At 41.4% G+C, this 22,167-nt stretch carries 15 protein-coding genes; 8 read left to right on the top strand and 7 right to left on the bottom strand.

From position 1 onward, the window contains the following. Window positions 1-111: 111 nt before the first annotated feature. A complete protein-coding gene (locus tag ACFFIP_RS02275) occupies window positions 112-1,614 on the bottom strand; it encodes a RagB/SusD family nutrient uptake outer membrane protein (RefSeq protein ID WP_382385939.1) in 1,503 nt (500 codons plus the stop codon). A 17-nt stretch (window positions 1,615-1,631) separates the two neighbouring features. Continuing rightward, on the bottom strand, window positions 1,632-4,619 hold the full coding sequence (locus tag ACFFIP_RS02270) for a SusC/RagA family TonB-linked outer membrane protein (RefSeq protein WP_382385938.1): 2,988 nt from the start codon (window positions 4,617-4,619) through the stop codon (window positions 1,632-1,634). Between the two features lie 739 nt (window positions 4,620-5,358). Here ACFFIP_RS02270 and ACFFIP_RS02265 point away from each other — a divergent pair. The 5 genes from ACFFIP_RS02265 (at window position 5,359) to dnaN (ending at window position 12,784) form a co-directional block, all read left to right on the top strand. Beyond that, window positions 5,359-7,986 (top strand): DUF5686 and carboxypeptidase regulatory-like domain-containing protein, encoded by a 2,628-nt coding sequence (locus ACFFIP_RS02265; RefSeq protein WP_382385937.1) that lies wholly within the window; start codon window positions 5,359-5,361, stop codon window positions 7,984-7,986. Window positions 7,987-8,202: 216 nt separating this feature from the next. After that, a complete protein-coding gene (gene gldA / locus ACFFIP_RS02260) occupies window positions 8,203-9,114 on the top strand; it encodes a gliding motility-associated ABC transporter ATP-binding subunit GldA (RefSeq protein ID WP_382385936.1) in 912 nt (303 codons plus the stop codon). Window position 9,115: 1 nt separating this feature from the next. Beyond that, window positions 9,116-9,838 (top strand): gliding motility-associated ABC transporter permease subunit GldF, encoded by a 723-nt coding sequence (gldF, locus tag ACFFIP_RS02255; protein WP_382385935.1) that lies wholly within the window; start codon window positions 9,116-9,118, stop codon window positions 9,836-9,838. Next, the gene (gldG, locus tag ACFFIP_RS02250; protein ID WP_382385934.1) at window positions 9,835-11,517 is read left to right on the top strand and encodes a gliding motility-associated ABC transporter substrate-binding protein GldG; all 1,683 of its coding nucleotides are present in this window, start codon (window positions 9,835-9,837) and stop codon (window positions 11,515-11,517) included. The genes gldF and gldG overlap by 4 nt, the downstream gene beginning before the upstream one ends. A 142-nt stretch (window positions 11,518-11,659) precedes the next feature. Then, a complete protein-coding gene (gene dnaN, locus ACFFIP_RS02245; protein ID WP_382385933.1) occupies window positions 11,660-12,784 on the top strand; it encodes a DNA polymerase III subunit beta in 1,125 nt (374 codons plus the stop codon). Window positions 12,785-13,128: 344 nt separating this feature from the next. Here dnaN and ACFFIP_RS02240 read toward each other — a convergent pair whose 3' ends face one another. From ACFFIP_RS02240 to ACFFIP_RS02230, 3 genes are read right to left on the bottom strand one after another with little or no spacing between them, the layout of a single operon-like run. Further along, on the bottom strand, window positions 13,129-13,737 hold the full coding sequence (locus tag ACFFIP_RS02240; protein ID WP_382385932.1) for an anthranilate synthase component II: 609 nt from the start codon (window positions 13,735-13,737) through the stop codon (window positions 13,129-13,131). After that, window positions 13,721-14,266 (bottom strand): CvpA family protein, encoded by a 546-nt coding sequence (locus tag ACFFIP_RS02235; RefSeq protein WP_382385931.1) that lies wholly within the window; start codon window positions 14,264-14,266, stop codon window positions 13,721-13,723. The genes ACFFIP_RS02240 and ACFFIP_RS02235 overlap by 17 nt, the downstream gene beginning before the upstream one ends. A gap of 4 nt (window positions 14,267-14,270) precedes the next feature. Then, window positions 14,271-14,720, bottom strand: a complete 450-nt coding sequence (locus ACFFIP_RS02230) for a GatB/YqeY domain-containing protein (protein WP_382385930.1) — start codon at window positions 14,718-14,720, stop codon at window positions 14,271-14,273. A gap of 61 nt (window positions 14,721-14,781) precedes the next feature. Between ACFFIP_RS02230 and ACFFIP_RS02225 the strand changes: the two genes are divergently transcribed. Together ACFFIP_RS02225 and ACFFIP_RS02220 are read left to right on the top strand one after the other, a co-directional pair. Continuing rightward, window positions 14,782-15,495 carry a pyridoxine 5'-phosphate synthase gene (locus tag ACFFIP_RS02225; RefSeq protein ID WP_382385929.1) on the top strand — a complete coding sequence of 238 codons (714 nt, stop codon included), beginning with the start codon at window positions 14,782-14,784 and terminating at the stop codon, window positions 15,493-15,495. Window positions 15,496-15,766: 271 nt separating this feature from the next. Then, entirely contained in the window at window positions 15,767-17,233 is a 1,467-nt protein-coding gene (locus ACFFIP_RS02220; protein ID WP_382385928.1) for a glycine--tRNA ligase, read from the top strand. Between the two features lie 428 nt (window positions 17,234-17,661). On the opposite strand, the gene ACFFIP_RS02215 is transcribed toward ACFFIP_RS02220, so the two are convergent. Both ACFFIP_RS02215 and ACFFIP_RS02210 read right to left on the bottom strand, forming a co-directional pair. After that, window positions 17,662-18,567 carry a hypothetical protein gene (locus ACFFIP_RS02215; protein ID WP_382385927.1) on the bottom strand — a complete coding sequence of 302 codons (906 nt, stop codon included), beginning with the start codon at window positions 18,565-18,567 and terminating at the stop codon, window positions 17,662-17,664. A 487-nt stretch (window positions 18,568-19,054) separates the two neighbouring features. Further along, window positions 19,055-20,221, bottom strand: a complete 1,167-nt coding sequence (locus ACFFIP_RS02210; protein WP_382385926.1) for an immunoglobulin domain-containing protein — start codon at window positions 20,219-20,221, stop codon at window positions 19,055-19,057. A 434-nt stretch (window positions 20,222-20,655) separates the two neighbouring features. Here ACFFIP_RS02210 and crtD point away from each other — a divergent pair, with 434 nt between their 5' ends. Continuing rightward, entirely contained in the window at window positions 20,656-22,137 is a 1,482-nt protein-coding gene (gene crtD / locus ACFFIP_RS02205; RefSeq protein ID WP_382385925.1) for a 1-hydroxycarotenoid 3,4-desaturase CrtD, read from the top strand. Window positions 22,138-22,167 lie beyond the last annotated feature (30 nt).

The raw sequence follows: 22,167 nt of genomic DNA, 5'->3' as shown, positions 1-22,167 counted from the left end.
CAAAACCCTGTCAAGTTTGTGTCAATTTTATTCATTGATTTATGACTTCCCTTAAAGTAAAAAGAAGTGCACGGATGTGCACTTCTTTCTTCAATCATATGAACCAAAGGATTAATATCCTGGGTTTTGAGTCAGACTAGGGTTAGCCTGAAGCTGATTTTCAGGGATCGGGAACAGGTTTCTTGTAGCTGGTGAAGCTGCCTTCTCCCACCATGCTGCATTGAATCTACCAAATCTGATCAAATCAGATCTTCTATGACCCTCTGCAAACAATTCTCTACCTCTTTCAGCCAACAATACATCAGCACTGATGGAGGTAAGGGCCGGAACATTTGCTCTTTCTCTTACCAAATTCACATATTGTAAAGCAACTGAGTTATTACCTCTTCTCCAAGCTGCCTCAGCTTTTAATAGCAATACATCCGCATATCTAAAGATCGGGAAATCATTGTTCAAGTTAGGGGCAGAACCCATTGGGATTTCAAACTTGTTGATCCTTGTCCCTGCCTGTCTGAAGGCATTTGGAGCCAACTGATTGATCTGAGGTGTGAAAATTAAATTTGGACCATCAGGATCCCCATCAAAGGCATCATCCACCAATGGTGTTACGCCATCAGCAGCAAATTGCTGTCCTTCTCTCAAACTGGCTTTTCTTACATCACCATCCTCAAAGCTGTTGTAAAACTCTTCCAAGGCGGCATATCCGTTCCATGGCTGTTCCTGTAATTGGAAAGTCAGCTGATTGCTGTAATGGAATGTCATTTGATGGATATTGAATCCAGGAGCATTGTTGGCATCCCAAGGCAGGGTAAAGATATTCTCCGGAGAATTGTTGTTTGCAGCTGCAAAGTTAGCAAAGAAGTTAGGTGCCAAAGAATAAGGTCCTTCATTGATCACTACATCCAAAACTCTTTCTGCATCTTCCCATCTTGCAGTTCCAGTGTAAACTTCTGCGTTCATGTACAGTTTGGCCAACAACACATGCGCAGACCAATAGTTAATATTGGTTCTGGTGTTTTCTCTTGTCAGATTATCTACATTTTCCAAGATGGAAGATTCTATAAAATCAAATACTTCTTGTCTTGTGCTCTGTGCAGGACTACCACCTCTGTCAGTTTCTCTGATGATCGGTACATTACCGAAAGCATCTATCAACCAGTAATAGCCCAAAGCTCGCAAAACCCTCAATTCTGAAGCCAAATCTTCCAAATCAGGATACTGCTGTAAAAGCAAGTTACATTCTGCCACCACACTAAAGGCAAACTGCCAAGCACCATTATAAGGATCATCAGTAGAAATCCAAGTATGTCTGTGCGTTCTCAACCACACACCACCATCTTCCCAGTCAGCTCCTTTTTGGGGAATGGCCAATTGATCTGAAGAAACTTCAATGATACTGTAATAACCACCATGTGCTCCAAAACTTCCCTGTCCATCTCTTACTAATGAACCGTATGCTGATTGCTTCAGTACCTCGATCAGTTCGGGAGTGACATTAGCCTCCAACTCTTCCTGCGTGATACCCGAAAGTACCTCCTGCTCCAATTCCCAGCAAGACCCCATGGTAAATGCCACCAGGCCTCCCAATAATACTGTTTTAATTGATCGTAACATATATAGTAAAGTTTATGTTATTTAAAGGTTAATGTGATACCTGCTGTCCATACTCTTGGTAAGAAGTATGTATTTCTTCTCTCAATACCTGGAGCCAGCGGGTTTGGCTCTAAAGGATTCTCATTGTCTGTCCATCTTACTTCAGGGTCAACTCCAGAGAATTGAGTTATGGTGAATAGATTTTGAACACCACCATAGATTCTGAAACCGTTGATCATATTAGATCTGGTTGGTACTGTATAACCCAGTTGAAGGTTGTCAAGTCTCACGAAATCACCTTTCTCAAGATACAAATCAGAGAAGGTAGGTGTAGAAGTAACCAATGGGTTGGTAGGAGTGTTTTTGGTAATTACAGAATTCCAGGTATTGGAAGCTCCATCAGCATTTTCATAGAAACCTCTGAAGGAGTTGTAGATCATGTGTCCCCAGCTACCTCTCAACAAGAAATTCAAATCCCAGTTTTTGTAGGAGAAACTGTTTGAGAAACCAAAATCACCGGTTGGCAACGCATTACCCAATCTTTCAAACTCAGCAGGTGTTTCACCGGAAAGGATGTATTCACCACCATCAGTTAATCCCAATAATCTTGGTCCATAGAAATCACCGATTCTTTCACCCTCTCTGTTCCAGACAATAGGGTTGTTGTTTTGTCCAGGGGAACCAGGTATACCCTGTCTGATTTCTGGCAATTGGATTGAACCAACACCGATATTCTCAATTCTGGTCCTTCTGTATATCGTAAAGTTTGCTGTAGGCGTCCATTTGATTCCATTTCCCAGATCAATGTTGTTGACACTGGCCAAAAATTCGAAACCTGCAGAAGTCAGGTCACCGATATTAGCCCAGATATTGCCAACTGTATAGAAGTTGCCAGGAAGAAATTCGTTAGGAGAACCGACAGGAACAGTGGTATTGAAAATCAGATCAGAGATGGTTCTCTGATAGTAATCCATCTGACCGGTCACTTTTCCGTTCCAAAGACCAAAGTCAACACCAAAAGTGAATTCACGGGTAGTCTCCCATTTCAACTGAGGGTTTGGATTGGATAACTGGTTAATACCAACAAATACTGAGTTAGGATCAGTAGGATCCAATGGAATTCTGTTACCATTACCATAAATACCCAAAGCCAAAGTTGGAGATGGAGGCAACTGACCTACTACCCCAAAGGAAGCTCTTGGCTTGAATTGGCTGAAAACACCCATGTCGAAAATCTGGGTAAAATCAGCACCCGCACTTACCGCAGGGAATAGACCGGTCTGGTTCTCAGAACCAAAACCTGAATAGGTTTCTGCCCTCAAGGATGCCGACAAGAAATAAGTATTGGCATAATTGAAGTTAGCTCTGCCAAATACTGAGTTTAATACCGCTCTGGTTGCAAATGAACCCATTCCTGTTCCGGGACCCAATCTTAAGCCACCAGCACCTAAGTTGTTTGGCCCTTGGTCAAAAAGGAATCTTGTAGAAGAAGCATTCATGCCTCTTTCTTCAAAAATCTGGGTTTCTCCACCCAACAAGAAAGTTAAATTTAACTGGTCTGCAATTTCATCTTCAAATCTGATGGTTCCGTTCCAAATGGTATTTGTCCTGTCAAACATATTTTGTCCGGCCTGACCAATTCTACCAAATCCTGTCTGGAAATCCTGTCTGGAATAAAACTGGGTAGACAGGTCAGTGAATCTATCCTGAGAAAACTGGGTAGATACGGTGAATTTATCTGATAAATCATATTCAGCTCTGAAAGAGTATAGTGCCGCTCTTTTTTCGTTTGTAAATCTTTGCTGATTGATCAGAGCTACCGGATTGTAGAAGTCAAACAATGGTCTTTGGAAATAACCCCCAAAGTTCCTGATTGCACCTTCAGTGTTTTCTCTTATCGGCGCAGTCGGGTTATAGATAGTGGCATATCTTACTGCCTCTGCATTGACGTTGTTCTCATCAGCATTGGTATAGGATAGATTCAAATTGAATCTCAACCTGTTATTCAAAGCACCATGAGACAAGTTAAAACGGGTATTCAGCTGCTCTCTGCTTGTCCCTTTCACAATACCGTCATTGTTACGATAGTTGACAGAAGCCAAATAGGAGGTATTTTCAAATCCACCTGCAATAGAAGCATTAACAGTTCCATTATAGGCAGTTCTTAAAACTTCATCTCTCCAATTGGTGTTAGAACCATAATTGGTTCCTCCTCTTGCAACAAACTCTTCCGCAGAAAGAACCGGAATAAGATTGGTGGCCGTTTCAGCTGAACCAAAACTATTAATGGTCACTGTGGAAACCCCTTTCTTGGTAGATCCTTTTTTAGTGGTGATCAAGATAACACCCGCAGCACCTCTGGTACCGTAGATAGCGGCTGCAGAAGCATCTTTCAATACATCAAAAGATTCAATATCGTTAGGATCAACAGCATCCAAAGAAGCACCGATCACACCATCCAAAACGATCAATGGAGACTGGGAAGCACCGAAAGAAGAAATACCTCTCAAACGGATAGTTGTGGCTTGGTTAGGATTACCACCTGGTCTTGTTACAGAAAGACCTGCAACCTTACCTTGAAGCAACTGGCTCGGATTAGGGAAGTTACCCCTGTTGAACTGCTCTGAACCTACAGAAGAAACCGCAGAAGTAATTTCTTTTTTATCCTGCGTACCATAGCCGATTACTACTGCTTCTTGCAGACTCTGAATATCCTCTTCCAATTCAATGTTAAAAACACTTTGATTGCCTAGTGCTACTTCCTGTGCAGTAAAGCCAACAAATGAAAAAACCAATGCTTGGTCACCTGGCTGAACCATGATAGAAAACTTACCGTCCAAGTCTGTAGTGGTACCTCTTGTGGTACCCTTCACTAGGACAGTTACTCCCGGAAGGGGATCTTTCAAGGTGGCATCCAGGACAGTTCCTGTTACCTCCCTGCCTTGTGCAAATGCCGCCGCTACACTGAATACCATCAGCAGTGTTATCAGCGACAATGCTTTCAATTTTTGTAAATAATTTCTCATAGGGTTTGTTGTTTTGAAAAAAACGAAATGGTTTGAATAGTTAATTTCTATTCTAAGTTGAATGTTTAAATTTTATTTTGCAAAATTTAACAAATGCCAAAGGCCAGATTTGGGCTTATAGCAGTTAACAGAATAAAGGTATTTTTCGTTAATCATTAAAAATTACCCTGATATATTAATGAATTTTTAACCGAAAACGTTTGAACTTTTCGAATAGTTAAAATTTTTCAGTTTTATTAAAAAAGTGAAAATCAAGAAACCGAAAACCACACCCAAACTCGGTTTCCGAAAAAGCCTCTATACTGCCCAAAATCGAATATTTTCAAAAAAAATATTCTTTATACCCAATTCCCAACAGAATTATGGTAGAGTTTCTGATGCATCGCTACCAATAATACCACATCATAGATACTATAAATTGCTAGTAATATTCTGAGAAAATTAAAGCTATATACCAATGGAATTGACGACTGAATTATTCCGCTTTACCAATCAATTCCAACCTAAAGGATATAAAAAAAGATTGTCCAGATTTTGAAACAGCCTTTCTTTGCCATATTTTGATTCTCAAAACTTTTACTTCATTTCCATCGATGGTAATTTTATTGTTCCCATCATCAACAATTATATTTTTAACGTTGATACCTTTGCTGGTGAACAAATCAATAATTTAGCGAAATGCATTCCACATTTTTAATTCAAATAAGTGATGGATCTAAATCCCAATAAATGCCTTTTCATGCTTTTTTTAGGATTCATGACAATGACTTTTGAATCTGTAACCGCCCAAGGTATCAGGGGTAAGGTTTCCACTGAGAAAGGTGACGCACTTCCTTTTGCCTCCATTTACGTTAGGAATATTGGAGATGGCGTCCCGACCAATCAAATGGGTGAATATGAATTCAAACTCAGGCCGGGATTCTATGATGTGGTGGCCCAGTATCTTGGATACGAAAGCATACTGAAAACCGTGCAGGTAGAAGACAATTGGGTAAACCTTGATTTCATGATGAAAGAACAGGTCTATACTTTACAGGAAGTTACCGTAAAAACAGGACAGGAAGACCCGGCACTCACCATCATGAGAAAAGCTATTTCCAAAGCCAAATTCCACCGATTACAAGTGTCCGAATACAGCATGATGGTCTATCTAAAAGGAACGGGCCAATTGACCAATGCGCCCTTTTTCATGAAAAAAGAACTGGAAAAAGAAGGGCTCAAACTTAATGAAGCTTATACTACTGAGTCCGTTTCCCAAATCACTTTCCGGCAGCCCAATGAGGTAGAAGAAAAGGTCATCAGCATCCGGACCAGTGGCGACAATAACCAAACCTCTCCTGCCCCTTATATTGCCACCAGTTTTTATAATCCCAAAATCAATGAGGCCGTCTCCCCGCTTTCACCTTCAGCCTTTGCCTATTACCGGTTTAAATATGAAGGTTCATTTGTGGAAAATGGCGTCATGATCAACCGGATCAAAGTCACCCCTAAATCCAGAGGAGAACGGGTCTTTGAAGGACACATATATATAATAGAAAATCTTTGGGCAATCCATAGCCTTGACCTCCAAACTTCCCTCTTGGGATTTCAAATCGGGGTCAAGCAATTATACCAACCTGTGAAAGAAAATGTATGGATGCCATCTACCCATACCTATACCTTTGGCGGAAAGTTTTTCGGCTTTGCCGGGGAATTCAAATACCTGGCCTCGACACGGGATTACAACATCACACTCAATCCAGACCTTATTCTAGAAACCAGAATCATCGATGAGAAAGTGGATGAAATCCCACAAGACATCAGTAAGATTGATAAAAACTTATCCACCTTGGAGCAAATGGCCCAAGCAGATAAAATGACGCGAAAGGACTTCAGGAAAATCATCAATGAGTATGAGAAAGAAGCGATAAAAGAACGGGAAGAAGCTGAAATCATATCAGTAAGAAAATATTCCATAGATTCATTGGCGACCAAAAGAGGCTTAGCCTATTGGGACAGCATCAGACCGATCAAGCTAACAGAGGCTGAAATCAAAGGTTACCAAAGAGATGATAGTTTGGCGGTGATTGAAGCAGCGAAAAATTCTGAAGTGGATTCCATCGCTAAAAAATCAAAAAGGAAATTCCAACCTATGGAGATCCTGACCGGTGGGAGGTATAATTTCGGAAAAGGAAAATCAGCTGGATTCAATACCAATATCAATAAGTTTTCTTTCAACACTGTAGAGGGCTTCAAATTTGGACTCGCCGGTTATTATAGAATTGAAAAAAGTCAAAAAATGACCGATTCGGTAACCAACCATGTGCGCTCCTGGAATTTCAGACCGGAATTCAGGTATGGATTCTCCAGCCAACAGCCCTATGGCACCTTGGATATACGCAGATCTATCACCAAAGGCAGAGAAGGAATAACCTTTGGGATCAGCGGCGGCAGATTCATTTACCAGTTTAATGCAGAAAACCCGATTTCCGAACAGGTAAATGCTTTCTATTCCTTGTTCCTAAGACAAAACTATATGAAACTGTACGAACAGGATTTCATCAAAGCCTATTTCTACCACCGTATCAATGATGGCATCACCTATAGAAGTAGCATTACCTATGCAGAAAGAAGCTCATTGGAAAATACTTCAAATTTTAGCTGGTACCGCAAACCTGAACGTGTCTACAGTTCCAATGAACCGGAAAGTCTCGAGGCAACTCCTGTGAACTTTCAAAATCACAAGGCAGTGATTTGGCAAAATTCCCTGGAGTGGAGACCCGGTTTGAAGTATACTATCCGAAACGGCATAAAGCGCCCCATTTACGAATCTGCACCACTAATCAATCTGTACTATACCAAAGCCTTGCCTGGATTGACCAATGACCCTTTTGCGGCCAAGTTTGACTGGGTAGAAGCAGGCATCGAGCATTTCTTCAATTTTGGAGTCAGTGGCAAACTGGATTTTAATGTGAAGGCTGGTACTTTCCTGAATAATGACCGGGTATATTTCATGGACTTCAAGCATTTTGGTGGAAACAGAACCATTTTTGCCAATATGGGAGTGGCCTCCAATTACCGCTTCCTGGATTATTACCAATACAGCAGCCAAACGGAATATGTCAGTGCAATTGTGCATTACCAATTCCGAAAATTCCTGCTGACCCAACTGCCGATGCTCCGTTTTTCAGGCGTGAGAGAAAACATTTTCTTCAATTATCTCAAAACCCAGAACTCCCCTCATTATTGGGAGCTTGGATATTCCCTGGACAATCTTTTCAGGATATTCAGACTTGAAATGGGAGCAGGATTTGAAAACAACAAATACCAAAGAGGAGGTGTGAGATTCGGAATCGCCAGTTTTATCAATATCAGTATTGACGATTGATTAAAAATTTGTGCCTTTGAGCCTTAGTGGCATTTAAGCAATAAACCCAATTTGCAAATTCAAAAATCCTGTTCTATCTTAGCACATGTAAGGTTTAATATCAATAAAGATTTAGCAGTCAATGGCTGTTTTATCTTTCACGGGGCTTCTTTGAAGCCTTTTTTGGTTTTTAGACTTTCATAATTCTCCCTATTTTAGCTGCCTAATTGAAGCTACATGTCCTTAGAAGTAATCGATCTGACCAAAATTTACGGCAAACAAAAAGCATTGGACAGGGTATCCTTTACCGCTGAAAAAGGACAGGTGTTGGGTTTTTTGGGTCCAAATGGCGCAGGGAAATCCACAACCATGAAAATTGCTACCGGCTTCCTCATGCCCAATGATGGAGATGTTCGCATCAATGGTATTTCTGTACTGGATAAACCAAAAGGGGTAAGTAAACTGGTAGGGTATTTACCGGAACACAATCCTCTATACCTGGACATGTATGTTAGGGAATTTTTAAACTTTGTCGGTGGAATTTACGGGATGAGGGGTGACCTACTCAAAAACAGGATTGAAGAACTCATCCCCTTATGCGGATTGGAAAGGGAGGCCCACAAAAAAATCAGCCAACTTTCCAAAGGTTACCGTCAGCGAGTCGGCCTGGCAAAAGCACTCATCCATGACCCTGAGGTGATCATACTTGATGAACCCACTACAGGCTTGGATCCAAACCAATTGGTAGAAATCAGAAAACTGATCAAAGACATCAGCCAAAACAAAACCCTGATCCTCAGTACACATATCATGCAGGAAGTAGAAGCCATATGTGATAAAGTGGTCATCATCAACCAAGGTCAAATCGTCGCCGCTGACCTGCTGAAAAACCTCAAAGCAGAAAGCCGGACTTCTACAATTTTGATTGAATTGGAAGAAAAACCCAGCCTGGAATGGTTTGAAGCACTGGGAGAAACAACCTGGATGGAAGGAAAAGAGTTTGGCATCGCCATCACGGTCAATGACAGCAGTTCTGCTAGAAAACAGGCCCTGCAGATCATACAGGACAAAAACCTCACATTGATCAGCATTCAGCAACAAGAACACAACCTGGAAAGCATATTTCACCAAATCACCCAAAAGAAATAATATGTCGGCATTGTATTGGAAAGAAATCAATGGTTTTCTGAGCAACCTCAGTGGTTACTTGATACTTTCCGTCTTTCTGGTGTCTCTGGGTCTCATCATCTGGGTATTCCCGGACACTTCAGTCCTGGAATATGGTTTTGCGGATTTGGAAGCGCTCTTTATCTATACACCATTTGTGCTTGTTTTCCTTATCCCTGCCATCACCATGAAAATGATCGCCGAGGAAAAGAAATCCGGAACTTGGGAATTGTTGATGACCTCCCCTCTGAGCATCAACAAGATTATTTTGGCCAAGTACTTTGCTGCCCTCACCTTGATCATCATCGCCATTATTCCGACTTTGATCTATTATTTTAGTATAGTTGAATTAGGAGACCCTGTAGGCAATATTGACCATGCCGGTTTCTTCGGTTCTTGGATCGGCCTGATCATGATCAGTGCGGTTTTTGCAGCCATAGGAATATTTGCATCCTCCCTTACTTCCCATCAAATGGTGGCTTTCATCTCGGGAGTATTTATTTCATTTTTACTATATTTTGGATTAACGGCTTTGGTACAGTTGAATGTAATGAGCCCCTTCGCCCTATTTCTGGAAGAATTGAGTCTCAGCTACCATTACCAAAGTATGGCCAGGGGAGTGATTGACGGTATTAATCTGGCTTATTTCCTGAGCATCATTGTCCTGATGTTGGGTTTAGCAGGAATTTTAATCAGAAAAAGATGAAAAAAAGTCCTTTTCCGCAAACAGTGAAAATCCTGACAGGCGTAATCGCCATCATACTACTTCTTGGACTTTTGGTACGCCTTTTCCCTTTCCGTCTGGACCTGACGGCCGAAAAAAGATACAGCCTTCATCCTGCAAGTATTGGGGTATTGGAATCATTGGAAGAGCCAATCGAAGTGGAGATTCTGCTGACAGGCAAACTCCCTGGAGGCATGCGCCGCCTGCAGCGCGCTATTGAAGAAACAATCCGGACCTTCAACGCTTACAGCAGTGAAAAAATCACCTTCTATTATGAAGATCCTTTATCTCTCCCTGCTGATGTGAGGGAGGATTATATTGTGGACTTGGCCAGCTATGGCATCAACCCTACCAATCTTTTTATTTCTGAAGATGGAGGTCAGCAAAGTAAACTGATTTTTCCGGGAGTAGTGGTCAGAAATGAAGAATACGAAACCGGGACGCTGCTTTTAAAAGGGGAAAAAGGAATGACTTCAGATGAAAAACTGAACCATTCCATTGAAAACCTGGAATTCGAATTGATTCAGGCCATCAAGAAAATCAGCAGCAACCAAGAGTTCTCTATCGGCATGACCATGAGCAATGGAGAAATGGCAGAGGATGATGGTTTTGGAATCGTTGAAGCACTGGTAGACCAATATGAAGTCTTCAAAGTGCCGCTTGAACAGGCCAACAAAACAGAAGATTTGGATCCTTTCGATATTCTGATCATCGCTGGGCCCAAAGAAAGTTATTCGGAAAAGGAAATCTATTTTCTTGATCAATACCTGATGAAAGGTGGCAACCTGATTTTCCTGGTCGACGCCATGGACTATGACCTCAAAGATGCAGGAGGCGATGGGACATTCGCGCTGCCTTTGGAACATGGATTGGATCAGCTGCTCTTCAGGTATGGCATTAGGGTCAATAAAGACCTGATTCAGGATTTGAACTTCGGTTACCATCCGGTGATGGCCGGAAATTTTGGGGATTCAGAACAAATCATCCCTCTTCCTTGGCCATTTTACATCGCCGCAGGTAGGATGGCAAAGCACCCCATCACCAAAGGCTTGGATCAGGTCATGTTCCGTTTTAGCAGTTCATTGGATACTGTCAAAGCCGATGGCGTGACCAAAATTCCCCTGATCTTTGGTTCGGAATTCAGCAGAAAACTTGCTGCTCCGGTCAGACTTGCATTTGAAGACATGGCCAATGAACCTGATTTGAATGATTTTGGAAGCAAAAACTTACCCCTGCTTTACTTATTGGAAGGAAATTTCACCTCATTTTTCAAAAACAGGTTCCTTCCTACAGGGATCAACAAAGACAGCTTCCTGGACCATTCCAATGATGGCCGGATACTGGTGGCCGGCTCAGGCCTGCTATTCAAAAGCCAAAAAAGCTTTGCTGATGGCAATCCGTTGCCAATAGGCGAGGATCCTTTTAACAATACCCAGTATGCCAACCGCCAATTACTTCAAAATGCGGTCAATTACCTGTTGGACCCAGACGGCATCATGTCCACAAGGACCAAAACACTTCAAATCAGACCCTTGAACAAAATGAAAGTAAGGGAAGAAAAGACCAAATGGCAGGCCATCAATGTTCTCGGACCTGTGTTGTTCTTTATTCTGTTGGGCTTGGTATGGGTGACATGGAAAAAGAAACAGTATGCACAGTAATTGAAAAATTGATGAAAAGGCACTTTCCATGACAACAGTTTTTCAATATTTCAAGGATTTTTGCAGTCAAAAGGCTGCTTTAATGATTTTATTTATAAATTTACCCTGTTCAAAAAATAGCTAAAACATAAGCCCTTTCTATATGAAATTTATTGTTTCTTCTTCTGCTCTACTAAAGCAACTTTCAACGATCAACGGCGTGGTGACCACAAACCCTGTAGTGCCGATTTTGGAAAACTTTCTTTTTGAAATCAAAGAAGGAAAATTGACCATTACCGCTTCTGATCTGCAAACTTCCATGATGACTGAAATCGAGGTGGAAGCGAAAGAAGACGGAAACATTGCCGTGCCGGCAAAGATCCTTATTGAGACGCTGAAAAACCTACCTGAGCAACCGGTAACTTTCAGTATTGACCATGACACCTACAGTGTGGAGATCAGTTCAGACAACGGCCGCTATAAATTGGCAGGCGAAAATGCTACTGACTTCCCTAAGATCCCAACTGTAACCAACGCTACAGCTGTGGATATGTCCACTGAAGTATTGAGCAGCGCCATCAGCAATACCATCTTTGCAACAAGCAATGATGAGCTGAGACCAGCCATGACCGGCGTCTACATTAATCTGAGCAGCACCAATGCGACTTTCGTCGCTACTGATGGACATAGGCTTGTAAGATATAGAAGAGTTGACGTCGCTTCTGCAGATGCAGCGAGCTTGATCATCCCAAGAAAAGCCCTGAACCTATTGAAATCTACACTTCCTTCTGAAAATGTTCCGGTATCCGTAGAGTTCAACAACTCCAATGCTTACTTTAAATTTAACAGCATCAAAATGATCTGTAGATTGATCGATGAGCGATTCCCGGATTATGAAAATGTAATTCCTGTGGACAACCCTAACCACATGACCATCGATAGATTGGAATTCTTGGGTTCCTTGAGAAGGATTGCGATTTATGCCAACAAAACCACCCATCAGGTAAGGTTGAAGTTGACCGGAAGCGAACTGCAGATATCCGCCGAAGACCTTGACTTTTCCAACGAAGCCAACGAAAGACTTTCCTGCGAGCATGATGGCGAGGACATCGAAATTGGCTTCAATGCTAAGTTCCTGGTCGAAATGCTGAATAACCTTGACTCTAAGCAGGTAACCTTACAGTTCTCTGCACCAAACAGAGCAGGTCTTATCGTGCCTTCAGATACTTCTGAAAATGAAGATATCCTGATGCTGGTAATGCCGGTGATGTTGAACAATTACGTTTAAAAATACACCAAAAATAATTTGGGCCCCTGCTGCAAAGTAGGGGCTTTTTTGTTGGAGAGAAATTGATTTTTTGAAAAAAAGGATAGATCCTAAAAGGATTGAAAACCATAACTGAAACGAGCGTATATTTCAGGAATACCCTTTTCGGTGCATTACCTGAGATTAAATACAGTTAAAAGGACCGGATTTTAGTCATAAAAATAAGTGAGGGGAGAGTTGTTGGAAGTTAATTTAAATAAGGAAGCTCTGTAAGCTAAATTACCTCACCTGAAGGATTGGATCAAAATACCTGAATAATAATTCAATGCCGAAAAATATCATCCCTTTGAAAAACAAGGCTATTTTCAGCCATGGGGGATATTAGCGGATATACCAAGAGTTTTTTGCGTCTTGATGATCCTCAACCAATTCCCCAAAATTTCTTTCCCATACTGGGTCAAATATGCTTCGGGATGATATTGTATACCAAAAATAGGGCGGAATCTATGCGCCATGGCCATATTGACGCCATCTCCAGTCCGGAGTAAGACCTCAAATTCCTCAGGTTCATCTTGAATGATCAAGGAGTGGTATCGGGTTACCTCGAAGGATTCCGGTAGGTTTGCCAGTAATCTTTGCTGACATTGACGGAAAACACGATGTACTTTACCATGAACAGGATGTTCTCCTTTCACCAATTTGGCTCCAAAGTGCTCTCCTATTGCCTGATGCCCGAGACAGATGCCGAGAATTGGTGTGCTTTTTTCCACAAATTGACCGAGGATCTTCATGAGGTTGCCTGCTTTACGGGGCGACTCGGGTCCTGGAGACAAAATCACTGCTTCCCATTTCTGTCCCAGTAAGCTTTCTGGCGACACATCATTCCTGACGATATGCAGTTCCAAACCCAATTGCATCAGGTAATCTGCCAGGATATGGGAAAAAGAATCAAAATTATCAATCAATAAAACCATCCGTGGACGTTTTGACCATTTGTTGAATGGTGCTGATCACCTCACTGAAAATCGGTAAATAATTATCCAATCCTTTGATCACTACTGGGGCAATAGGCTGAATAAAACTGTAGGTTTTGGAATCTGCCAACCAGTCTTCGTTAAGGTGAAACTCAAAAGAAGCAGCTACCCAAATAAAAAAACTGATCACAAATGCTGCTTTCAGGACACCCAAAAGCCCTCCAGCTAGACTGTCCATAGACCCTAAGATGGTGAAATCAAGTGTCTTTTTTACTAAAAATGCCAGCCCCCTAATGATCAGGATGACCCCCATAAAAATGAGGATAAATGCCACAAACGGAAGCGCAAAGGTCAGCTCTGTCACGTTTTTAGCCAGTATTTCAGCACCCCAGTCCATGAGATGAAAAGCCATGATCAGGGCAACTACAAAGGCTACCGTAGAGATTATACTGATAAATAATCCCTCACGGTAGCCACTGTAGGCTCCCAGTATCAAAAACACCGCTATGACCAGATCCAGTGCTGACAAACTTTTATCCCAACAGGGCTTTAACTTTTTGTGAAATCAATTTTCCATCGGCTTTGCCGGCCAAAGATTTGGTAGCAGCCCCCATCACCTTACCCATGTCTTTAGGACCCTCTGCCCCTACTTCGGCAATGATTTGCTTCAAAGCTGCTTCAAGCTCTTCTTCCGTCAATTGCTTGGGGAGAAATTCATTGATGATCTCCAGTTCAGCCATCTCCACGGCATAAAGATCCTCACGGTTTTGTTGTTGGTAGATATCAGCTGAATCTTTCCGCTGCTTGGCCGCCTTGGTCAACAGTTTTAATTCATCCTCTTCAGAAATTTCACCGTTAGCCCCTCCTTTGGTTTCTTCTAACAAAATCAAAGATTTGATCGCTCTCAAAGCTCTCAATCTATCTTTGTCTTTGGCCAACATGGCTTTTTTAATTTCACTTTCTACACTTGCCTTTAAACTCATTTCCTTGTTGTTTGTATTATAGGTGTAAATTTGTACAAAATTACCGTTTAATTTCAGGAAAATGACCAAACTCAGTGTAAATATTAACAAAATCGCCACGCTCCGCAATGCCCGTGGCGGAAATAATCCGGACGTGGTAAAAGTTGCGCTGGACTGTGAACGATTTGGTGCAGAAGGCATTACCGTACATCCAAGACCGGACGAAAGACATATCAGATACCAGGATGTCCTGGATTTGTCCCAAGCAGTGACGACTGAATTCAATATCGAGGGTTACCCGGACAAGCGCTTTATGGAGATCATCCGGATGGTCAAACCAGCGCAGGCGACCCTGGTCCCTGACCCTCCCCATGTCCTGACTTCCAACAACGGATGGGATACCATCACCCATCAGGAGATGCTTAAGGATATTGTCGCCGAGCTCAAAGAAAGCGGAACGAGGGTATCTATATTTATCAATCCTGAAGCTAAATATTTTGAACCTGCCAAAAGCACTGGAACAGACAGGGTAGAACTCTATACAGAACCTTATGCATCCCACTACCATATAGACAGAGTTAAGGCGGTAAAACCTTATGTGGAAGTGGCCCATATCGCTAGGGATCTTGGATTGGGTCTGAATGCAGGACATGATTTGGATCTGCACAACCTCAAATTCCTGAAGGATAGCATCCCTTTCCTCGATGAAGTTTCCATCGGTCATGCACTGATCTGTGACGCCTTATATTATGGATTGGAAAACACCATTCAGATGTACAGAAGGCAGTTGGAATAAAAAAACAAAATTCCAAATTTTAAAACTCAAGATCCAAAAAGCAAAAAGCAAGTTTGATAATCAAGGTAATTGTAATTAAGGTTTTTATTGGCCTTATTGGCTTTCATGTTTTTCTTAATCGCTAAAAATTTATATTTGAAAACGTTAATAATTTAAAATTCTAATTTTACCTTAATAGTTTGGGACTTGGGGCTTGATATTTGGAGCTTGAAATTTTGTTTTTTTTTTCAGAACCTATGCTATTCAGGCATTTTAATTAATTTTGCGGGCTATGGCAAAAAATGAACAAACTGCGGAAAACACGCAATTGAAAGATATAATCGCACACGCCAAGGAATACGGCTTTGTGTACCCTTCATCAGAAATCTATGACGGTCTGCAGGCTGTCTATGATTACGGTGCTTATGGGGTAGAACTGAAAAACAACCTGAAACGTCTTTGGTGGGAAACCATGACCCGTCTCAATGACAACATAGTGGGGATCGATGCGGCGATTTTTATGCATCCGACCACCTGGAAAGCTTCAGGTCACGTGGACAGTTTCAATGACCCAATGATCGACAACAAGGACAGTAAAAAACGTTACCGTGCGGATGTGCTGATCGAGGAGAAAGCTGCCCAATATGAGAAAGAAGGAGATAAAGAAAGGGCACAGAACCTATTGAACGCCATGGCAAGACTTTTGGAAGCAGAAGACCTTGCCGCTGTGCGAGAACTCATCATCAATGAAGGCATTACTTGCCCGATCAGTGGCACTTCCAACTGGACAGAAGTACGTCAGTTCAACCTGATGTTCTCTACCCAAGTAGGTTCTGTAGCAGAAGATGCTTCTACCATTTATCTGAGACCAGAGACCGCCCAAGGTATTTTCGTCAACTTCCTCAATGTACAGAAAACCGCCAGGATGAAAGTACCATTTGGAATTGCCCAAATCGGTAAGGCCTTCAGGAATGAAATTGTTGCCCGTCAGTTTATCTTCAGAATGAGGGAATTCGAGCAGATGGAAATGCAGTTCTTTGTAAGACCTGGCTCTGAATTGGATTGGTACAAGCAGTGGGCGGAAACCCGTATGAGATGGCATAAGGCTCTGGGAATTCCAGAACAAAAACTCAGAAGACATGACCATGAGAAATTGGCGCATTATGCCAATGCCGCGATGGATATCGAATTTGAATTCCCTTTTGGTTTCAAAGAAGTGGAAGGTATCCACTCCAGAACAGACTTTGACCTGAAGAGCCATCAGGAGTATTCCAAAAAGAAACAGCAATACTTCGACCCGGAAATCAATCAGAACTATATTCCTTTTGTGATTGAAACTTCCATTGGGGCAGACCGACTGTTCCTGATGACCCTGTGCAATGCTTTTGTAGACGAAGAGGTGGAAGGCAAGCAAAGAACTTACCTGAAGTTCCACCCCGCCATTGCCCCAGTCAAAGCAGCCATTTTGCCATTGACCAAAAAAGATGGCCTACCTGAAAAAGCTCAGGAAATCGTAGAAAACCTCAAATATGATTTCAACATCATCTATGAAGAGGCTGCTTCCATTGGAAAAAGATATACCCGTCAGGACCTGATCGGAACACCATTCTGTATCGCTGTGGATCATCAGACTTTGGAAGACAATACAGTGACTATCCGTCACAGGGATACCACCGAACAGGAAAGGGTAGCCATTTCAGAACTTCACAGCAGATTGACTGAAGCTTGTAGCTTTAGAAGGATTTTTGAGAAGATTTGATCTCCAGCCATTTGAACACATTGAGATAGAAGAATTTCACTCAATAAAATAAAGGAGGACTCTTGATTTTAGAGTCCTCCTTTTTTATGGTTTAAGCCTGAAAGGCTGAGCTGTTTTAGTACGGGAGAAAGTCTGAGGTGATAAGCAATTGGGTTTTCAGAGGCCTGAAAGGCCGTTCCGTATTAGCCTAGGATATCATCCCGGGTTGAAATAACAATTGCGTACCAAGAGGTCTGAAAGACCGATCTTTGATGGATACCAAGGAACCTAGTTAAAGGATGGATTTATGGGGAATGAAAAGCAAGGCCTTATTGACATCAGAACACCTAACATCCTGCTAACCTAAGTTTCTTTACTTGGATCAGCTAAAACAAAAAGCCCCGGATTACTCCAGGGCTTATGATATTGTCACTAGGGCTTATCATGGATTAGCATGATTTGACAATATTCTTAAGGTCACATTTCTTGGAATCACCATTGACAGTAAAGTCTGTCCAAAGGTTGGCATTTGGCTGGCCAACACCTCTACAGTTTGTATCCAATTCCACTGTCCAGGTATACGTTGAAAAAGCTATCATATTCATCTTTTTTTGCATGGTCACTCCTTTAGCTTCCCAGTTATCCAATCCACCGATGGTCACACCTTGGGCAAAAGTGAAAACCAAATTGGCATCATTCATATCTTGTTTTGGTACAAAGGTAAAAGTATAAGTACCGTCTCCATGATCTACATAGCTTAGGGAATTGTCACAAGTCACTTCAGGTGCTTCACAAACACCTACCAGTTTATAGCTGGTATTGATCAATACTTGCTGTCCTGAACCGCCACCATTGGAGTTGTTTCTTCTTACTACCAGATCTGCAAAAAGCTCATCACCTGCATTCCAATCAGTTTCAAAAGCACCAAGTTCCTCAGTGATTATAAATGGTTGGGCAGCTGGCGTATTGCTTTTATATTTTTCAACACCTTTAAAATTAACCACTTTGATGTCTGTAGTACTGCTGATAGCGTATACCATTTGGGTTGGGGTATTGTAAACCTCCACTGTTACATCTCCTTGGGTTGGACCATAACTTTCGGTAAAGGAAGCCACAAACCAAGTTTCTGCATCTTCGGTAATACAGGAAATATCCCAGGCATTCTCGGTGTAGGTTCTGGCATTATCCAATCCTGTTCCTATAGCGGCAAGGTTAAAACCATTCTTGGCCACAGCTTCCGCTTCCATTCCATAAGGACTTGGATCAAAAGGTTCAATGTGGTTACAGGAAAATAAAGTAGCGGCGCCAAAAGTAAGCACCAAGGCCATTTTGAAGTTTGTCATTAAGTTTTTCATATCGTCGGTTATTTTATTTGATGATGCTAAACTACATCAAATTTTATTTAAATGCAAATATATGTATATAAAAAACATTTTTTTGTATTTTGAAAAAATATTGATTTTACCAAAAACCGCCTCAAACAGCCCAAAAAGGCCCATTTTGAGATTGAAAAAAAAAATTGAAAAAAATTTCAAATTCTTTTTTTTGTATTTATAAATTTACTAATTTTATCAAAAACCCCTTATTTTAATCCATTTAGGCCTTTTTTAATCAATAAAAAAATTTTATCTTTTTTCTCCTATTTTGTAAATAAACTGCGTTTTTTTACTCATTTTATGCCTTTTTGTGTTTTACAAATTAATGATTTTCAAACTTCCAGATTCAAAAATGAGAGTTTAATATCTTCAACCTTACCTGTGAAAGACAAGCTTGACTTTTCAAGTCAATAAAAAAGGCTGCCAGCTTCTGCTGACAGCCTTAGACTTATAGCCTAATCCTATATTACTGATTGCATACCACATCCAAGTGGATAACATAAAACCTGGATCCATTGCCCTTAACAAGCAATTCTCTTCCCGCATAAATTCTTGGACTGTTAGGTCCACCACCATTTGCCGGCCTGGCAGTAGGCAATTCATTATACGCCAGAACTTTTACTGCTTCATCACTTTCCTGTAATTCCCAATCTCCCAGATCAATGCTGATTTCATCTTTATCAGCATCATAAGTGACTTTTCCATTGGTCAGTTTCTGACCTGCATAGATCGGCTGTTCCGCGTCTTTTGTAGTATCAAAATAGAACCACCAAGCCGAGCCATCACCCTCTGTACTGCCTCCATAAGCAGTCTGGGAACCTTCACAGAAATATTCCTCATCACAATCTTCTAAAACCAATTTCACAGCTGTTCGCTCTGCACTGACACAGCCTTCAAACTTTACGGCTTCTGCCCAGTAGGTCACTTCACCTACTTCATCCAAAATTGGGTCATCAACTACATTGCCACCGCTAGCAGCATCGTACCACACTACAGTTACGCCTTCTCCACTTACTTTGGCAGAAGCCCTCAAAACAATGCCCTCCTCAAAGCACTCTTTCTGATCACCATCTGAAACAGGCGGTTCAGGAGCTTCGGTCAAGGTAAAACAAAAAGTCAAATTACTTAAACCAGCAGGTTTACCACTGGCATTCACAGGAGCGGCGAGTCCATCATCATTTTTAATTCCAGATTTGTATTCATATACGTTTGCGGCTGATCCTCCTTTTACTATCACTGCCATACGCTCCAAACAATAGCCTTTTGGCGCTGTATAGGACCAAGTCACATATGTTCCATCAACAACCTCTACCTCCAGACCTTCCGGCCATTTCTCATCAAAAGCCCCATCATTGTAATTATTTCTACCGGAACTCTCGGCATAAGTTTCATCCAGATCATCACAATCTACATTCCCTCCATTATTACCGTTACCCCCTACTCTAAGAGCCCAGTTGACCGGCTCCACCAATGGGCCCTGAAAATTTATTTTGGTTCCAGGACCTTGTGCCAATTCTTCTTTTGCATCCAGTTGGGGATTCAAATCCTCAACCTGCGAACAGCTGAACGCAAACAATAAAATAACCAATCCCCAAACTCCTGTCAGGGATTGGCGTAATGAAAGTGCTCTCATGTTTAAATGTTTAATGGTTTCCAAATGGATCTTAGTTTGCTAAATATATAACCAAAAGTTATTTTTTGTATATAAAATACACTTTATCACATCTGAATTGAATAATCTAAAAATCAATTGTTTACACTTAAAAAAATAGAATTAGCCTAATAACTGGTTTTCTTCCTAATAATTTGATTTTACCTTTATTCAATTAGACTATTTGAATTCAAAATTTTTTCAAAAAAATAACTTTTTTTAAGTATAATATCCTGACTTCTAGCACTTATTAAGATATCACCCTTACTTTATTGACAAAATCAACCCTTAATCCATCTTCTTTTTCGATAAAATATTTCTTTAGAATCAAGTGAGATCCCCTTTCATTAGGGGCATCATAAAATTTGATTTTCCCGTTTTTCTAAACCAGATTTGACAAATTGAGTTTCTACCTTATGTCCAAATCAGCAATTGTCATCGGTGCGGGAATCGCAGGCCTAGCAGCATCCATTCGTCTAGCCATCAAAGGTTACCAAGTCAATGTATTCGAAGCCAATGCTTTCCCGGGAGGCAAGCTCTCTGAAATTGAAATCAAAGGTTACCGCTTTGATGCGGGACCTTCCCTGTTTACTTTACCGGAACAGGTAGAAGAACTTTTTCAATTGGCCGGAAAAGACCCAAAGGAGCATTTCGATTACATCAAATTACCAGTGGCCTGCCATTATTTCTGGGAAGACGGAGCTCAGGTCAAAGCTTATGCTGATATCAACCGCTTTGCAGATGAGGTGGAAACCAAGCTAGGCGAACCAGCAGACCATGTCAGGAAATCATTGAAAAGATCTGCCTTTATTTATGAAAGCCTGGCACCACTGTTTATGCACCGTTCTCTACATCAACTGAAGACCTGGACCAACAAGGACGCTTTAAAATCCTACTTGAAACTAGGAAAGCTTGGCATCTTCAGCACCATGTACAAAGCCAATGCTAGACAGTTCAAACAGGCTAAAATGGTACAGTTGTTCAACCGCTATGCCACCTATAATGGCTCCAATCCCTATGAAACCCCTGCCACGCTGAATATTATCCCACACTTGGAATTCAATATTGGCGCTTTCTTTCCTAAAAAAGGAATGCATGACATTACTTTGAGCCTATATAAACTTGCCTTAGAACTGGGCGTCATATTTAAATTCAACTCCAAGGTTGAAGAAATAATTGTAGCCAATCAAAAAGCCATTGGTGTCAAAGTAAAAGGACAGGATCATCTGACTGATATCGTGGTCAACAACATGGACATGGTCAATGCTTACAAAACCATCCTCAAAGAAGAAAAACAGCCCAAACTTTTGCTCAACCAACCCAAATCAAGTTCCGCATTGATATTTTATTGGGGCATCAAAAAAGTCTTCCCTGAACTGGATCTGCATAACATTCTTTTTTCTGAGGACTACAAAGCGGAGTTTGACCATATTTTCCACAAAAAACGCATTTACGAAGACCCAACGGTCTATATCAATATCACATCGGTATACAAACCAGATGATGCGCCAGAAGGCTGCATGAACTGGTTTACCATGATCAATGTCCCCAATAACCAAGGTCAGAACTGGGACAGCATGATCAATGAGGCTAGAAAAAATATCATTGCCAAAATCAACCGAACACTGAATACCGACATTGAACCTTTGATAGAAGTCGAGGATATCCTTGAACCGAGAACAATTGAATCCAGGACTTCCAGTGCCAATGGCGCATTGTACGGTAATAGCTCCAATAATATGTATGCGGCATTTTTAAGACACGCCAACTATTCTTCCAATATCAAAAACCTGTATTTCTGTGGGGGCAGTGTACATCCAGGAGGAGGAATCCCCCTCTGCCTGCTTTCTGCTAAGATTATGACGGAGATGGTAAGTAAAGAAAAAGATCCAAAGTAAAAGGCAAAAGTAATTTCGAATTTCGGAAGG

The sequence above is a fragment of the Fontibacter flavus genome, from assembly GCF_042432905.1.
GTDB lineage: Bacteria > Bacteroidota > Bacteroidia > Cytophagales > Cyclobacteriaceae > Fontibacter > Fontibacter flavus.
Note: the sequence above shows the minus strand (reverse complement) of the source record. Positions and strands in the feature narration are given on the sequence as shown.

What these genes read in the sequence shown, in the direction of transcription:
- gldG (WP_382385934.1), top strand. Translation starts at nt 9,835, where the DNA reads ATGAAAAAAAGTCCTTTTCCGCAAACAGTGAAAATCCTGACAGGCGTA.
- ACFFIP_RS02240 (WP_382385932.1), bottom strand. Translation starts at nt 13,737, where the DNA reads ATGGTTTTATTGATTGATAATTTTGATTCTTTTTCCCATATCCTGGCA.
- ACFFIP_RS02215 (WP_382385927.1), bottom strand. Translation starts at nt 18,567, where the DNA reads ATGAAAAACTTAATGACAAACTTCAAAATGGCCTTGGTGCTTACTTTT.
- ACFFIP_RS02225 (WP_382385929.1), top strand. Translation starts at nt 14,782, where the DNA reads ATGACCAAACTCAGTGTAAATATTAACAAAATCGCCACGCTCCGCAAT.
- ACFFIP_RS02265 (WP_382385937.1), top strand. Translation starts at nt 5,359, where the DNA reads ATGCTTTTTTTAGGATTCATGACAATGACTTTTGAATCTGTAACCGCC.
- ACFFIP_RS02230 (WP_382385930.1), bottom strand. Translation starts at nt 14,720, where the DNA reads ATGAGTTTAAAGGCAAGTGTAGAAAGTGAAATTAAAAAAGCCATGTTG.
- ACFFIP_RS02275 (WP_382385939.1), bottom strand. Translation starts at nt 1,614, where the DNA reads ATGTTACGATCAATTAAAACAGTATTATTGGGAGGCCTGGTGGCATTT.
- crtD (WP_382385925.1), top strand. Translation starts at nt 20,656, where the DNA reads ATGTCCAAATCAGCAATTGTCATCGGTGCGGGAATCGCAGGCCTAGCA.
- gldF (WP_382385935.1), top strand. Translation starts at nt 9,116, where the DNA reads ATGTCGGCATTGTATTGGAAAGAAATCAATGGTTTTCTGAGCAACCTC.
- gldA (WP_382385936.1), top strand. Translation starts at nt 8,203, where the DNA reads ATGTCCTTAGAAGTAATCGATCTGACCAAAATTTACGGCAAACAAAAA.
- ACFFIP_RS02270 (WP_382385938.1), bottom strand. Translation starts at nt 4,619, where the DNA reads ATGAGAAATTATTTACAAAAATTGAAAGCATTGTCGCTGATAACACTG.
- ACFFIP_RS02210 (WP_382385926.1), bottom strand. Translation starts at nt 20,221, where the DNA reads ATGAGAGCACTTTCATTACGCCAATCCCTGACAGGAGTTTGGGGATTG.
- ACFFIP_RS02220 (WP_382385928.1), top strand. Translation starts at nt 15,767, where the DNA reads ATGGCAAAAAATGAACAAACTGCGGAAAACACGCAATTGAAAGATATA.
- dnaN (WP_382385933.1), top strand. Translation starts at nt 11,660, where the DNA reads ATGAAATTTATTGTTTCTTCTTCTGCTCTACTAAAGCAACTTTCAACG.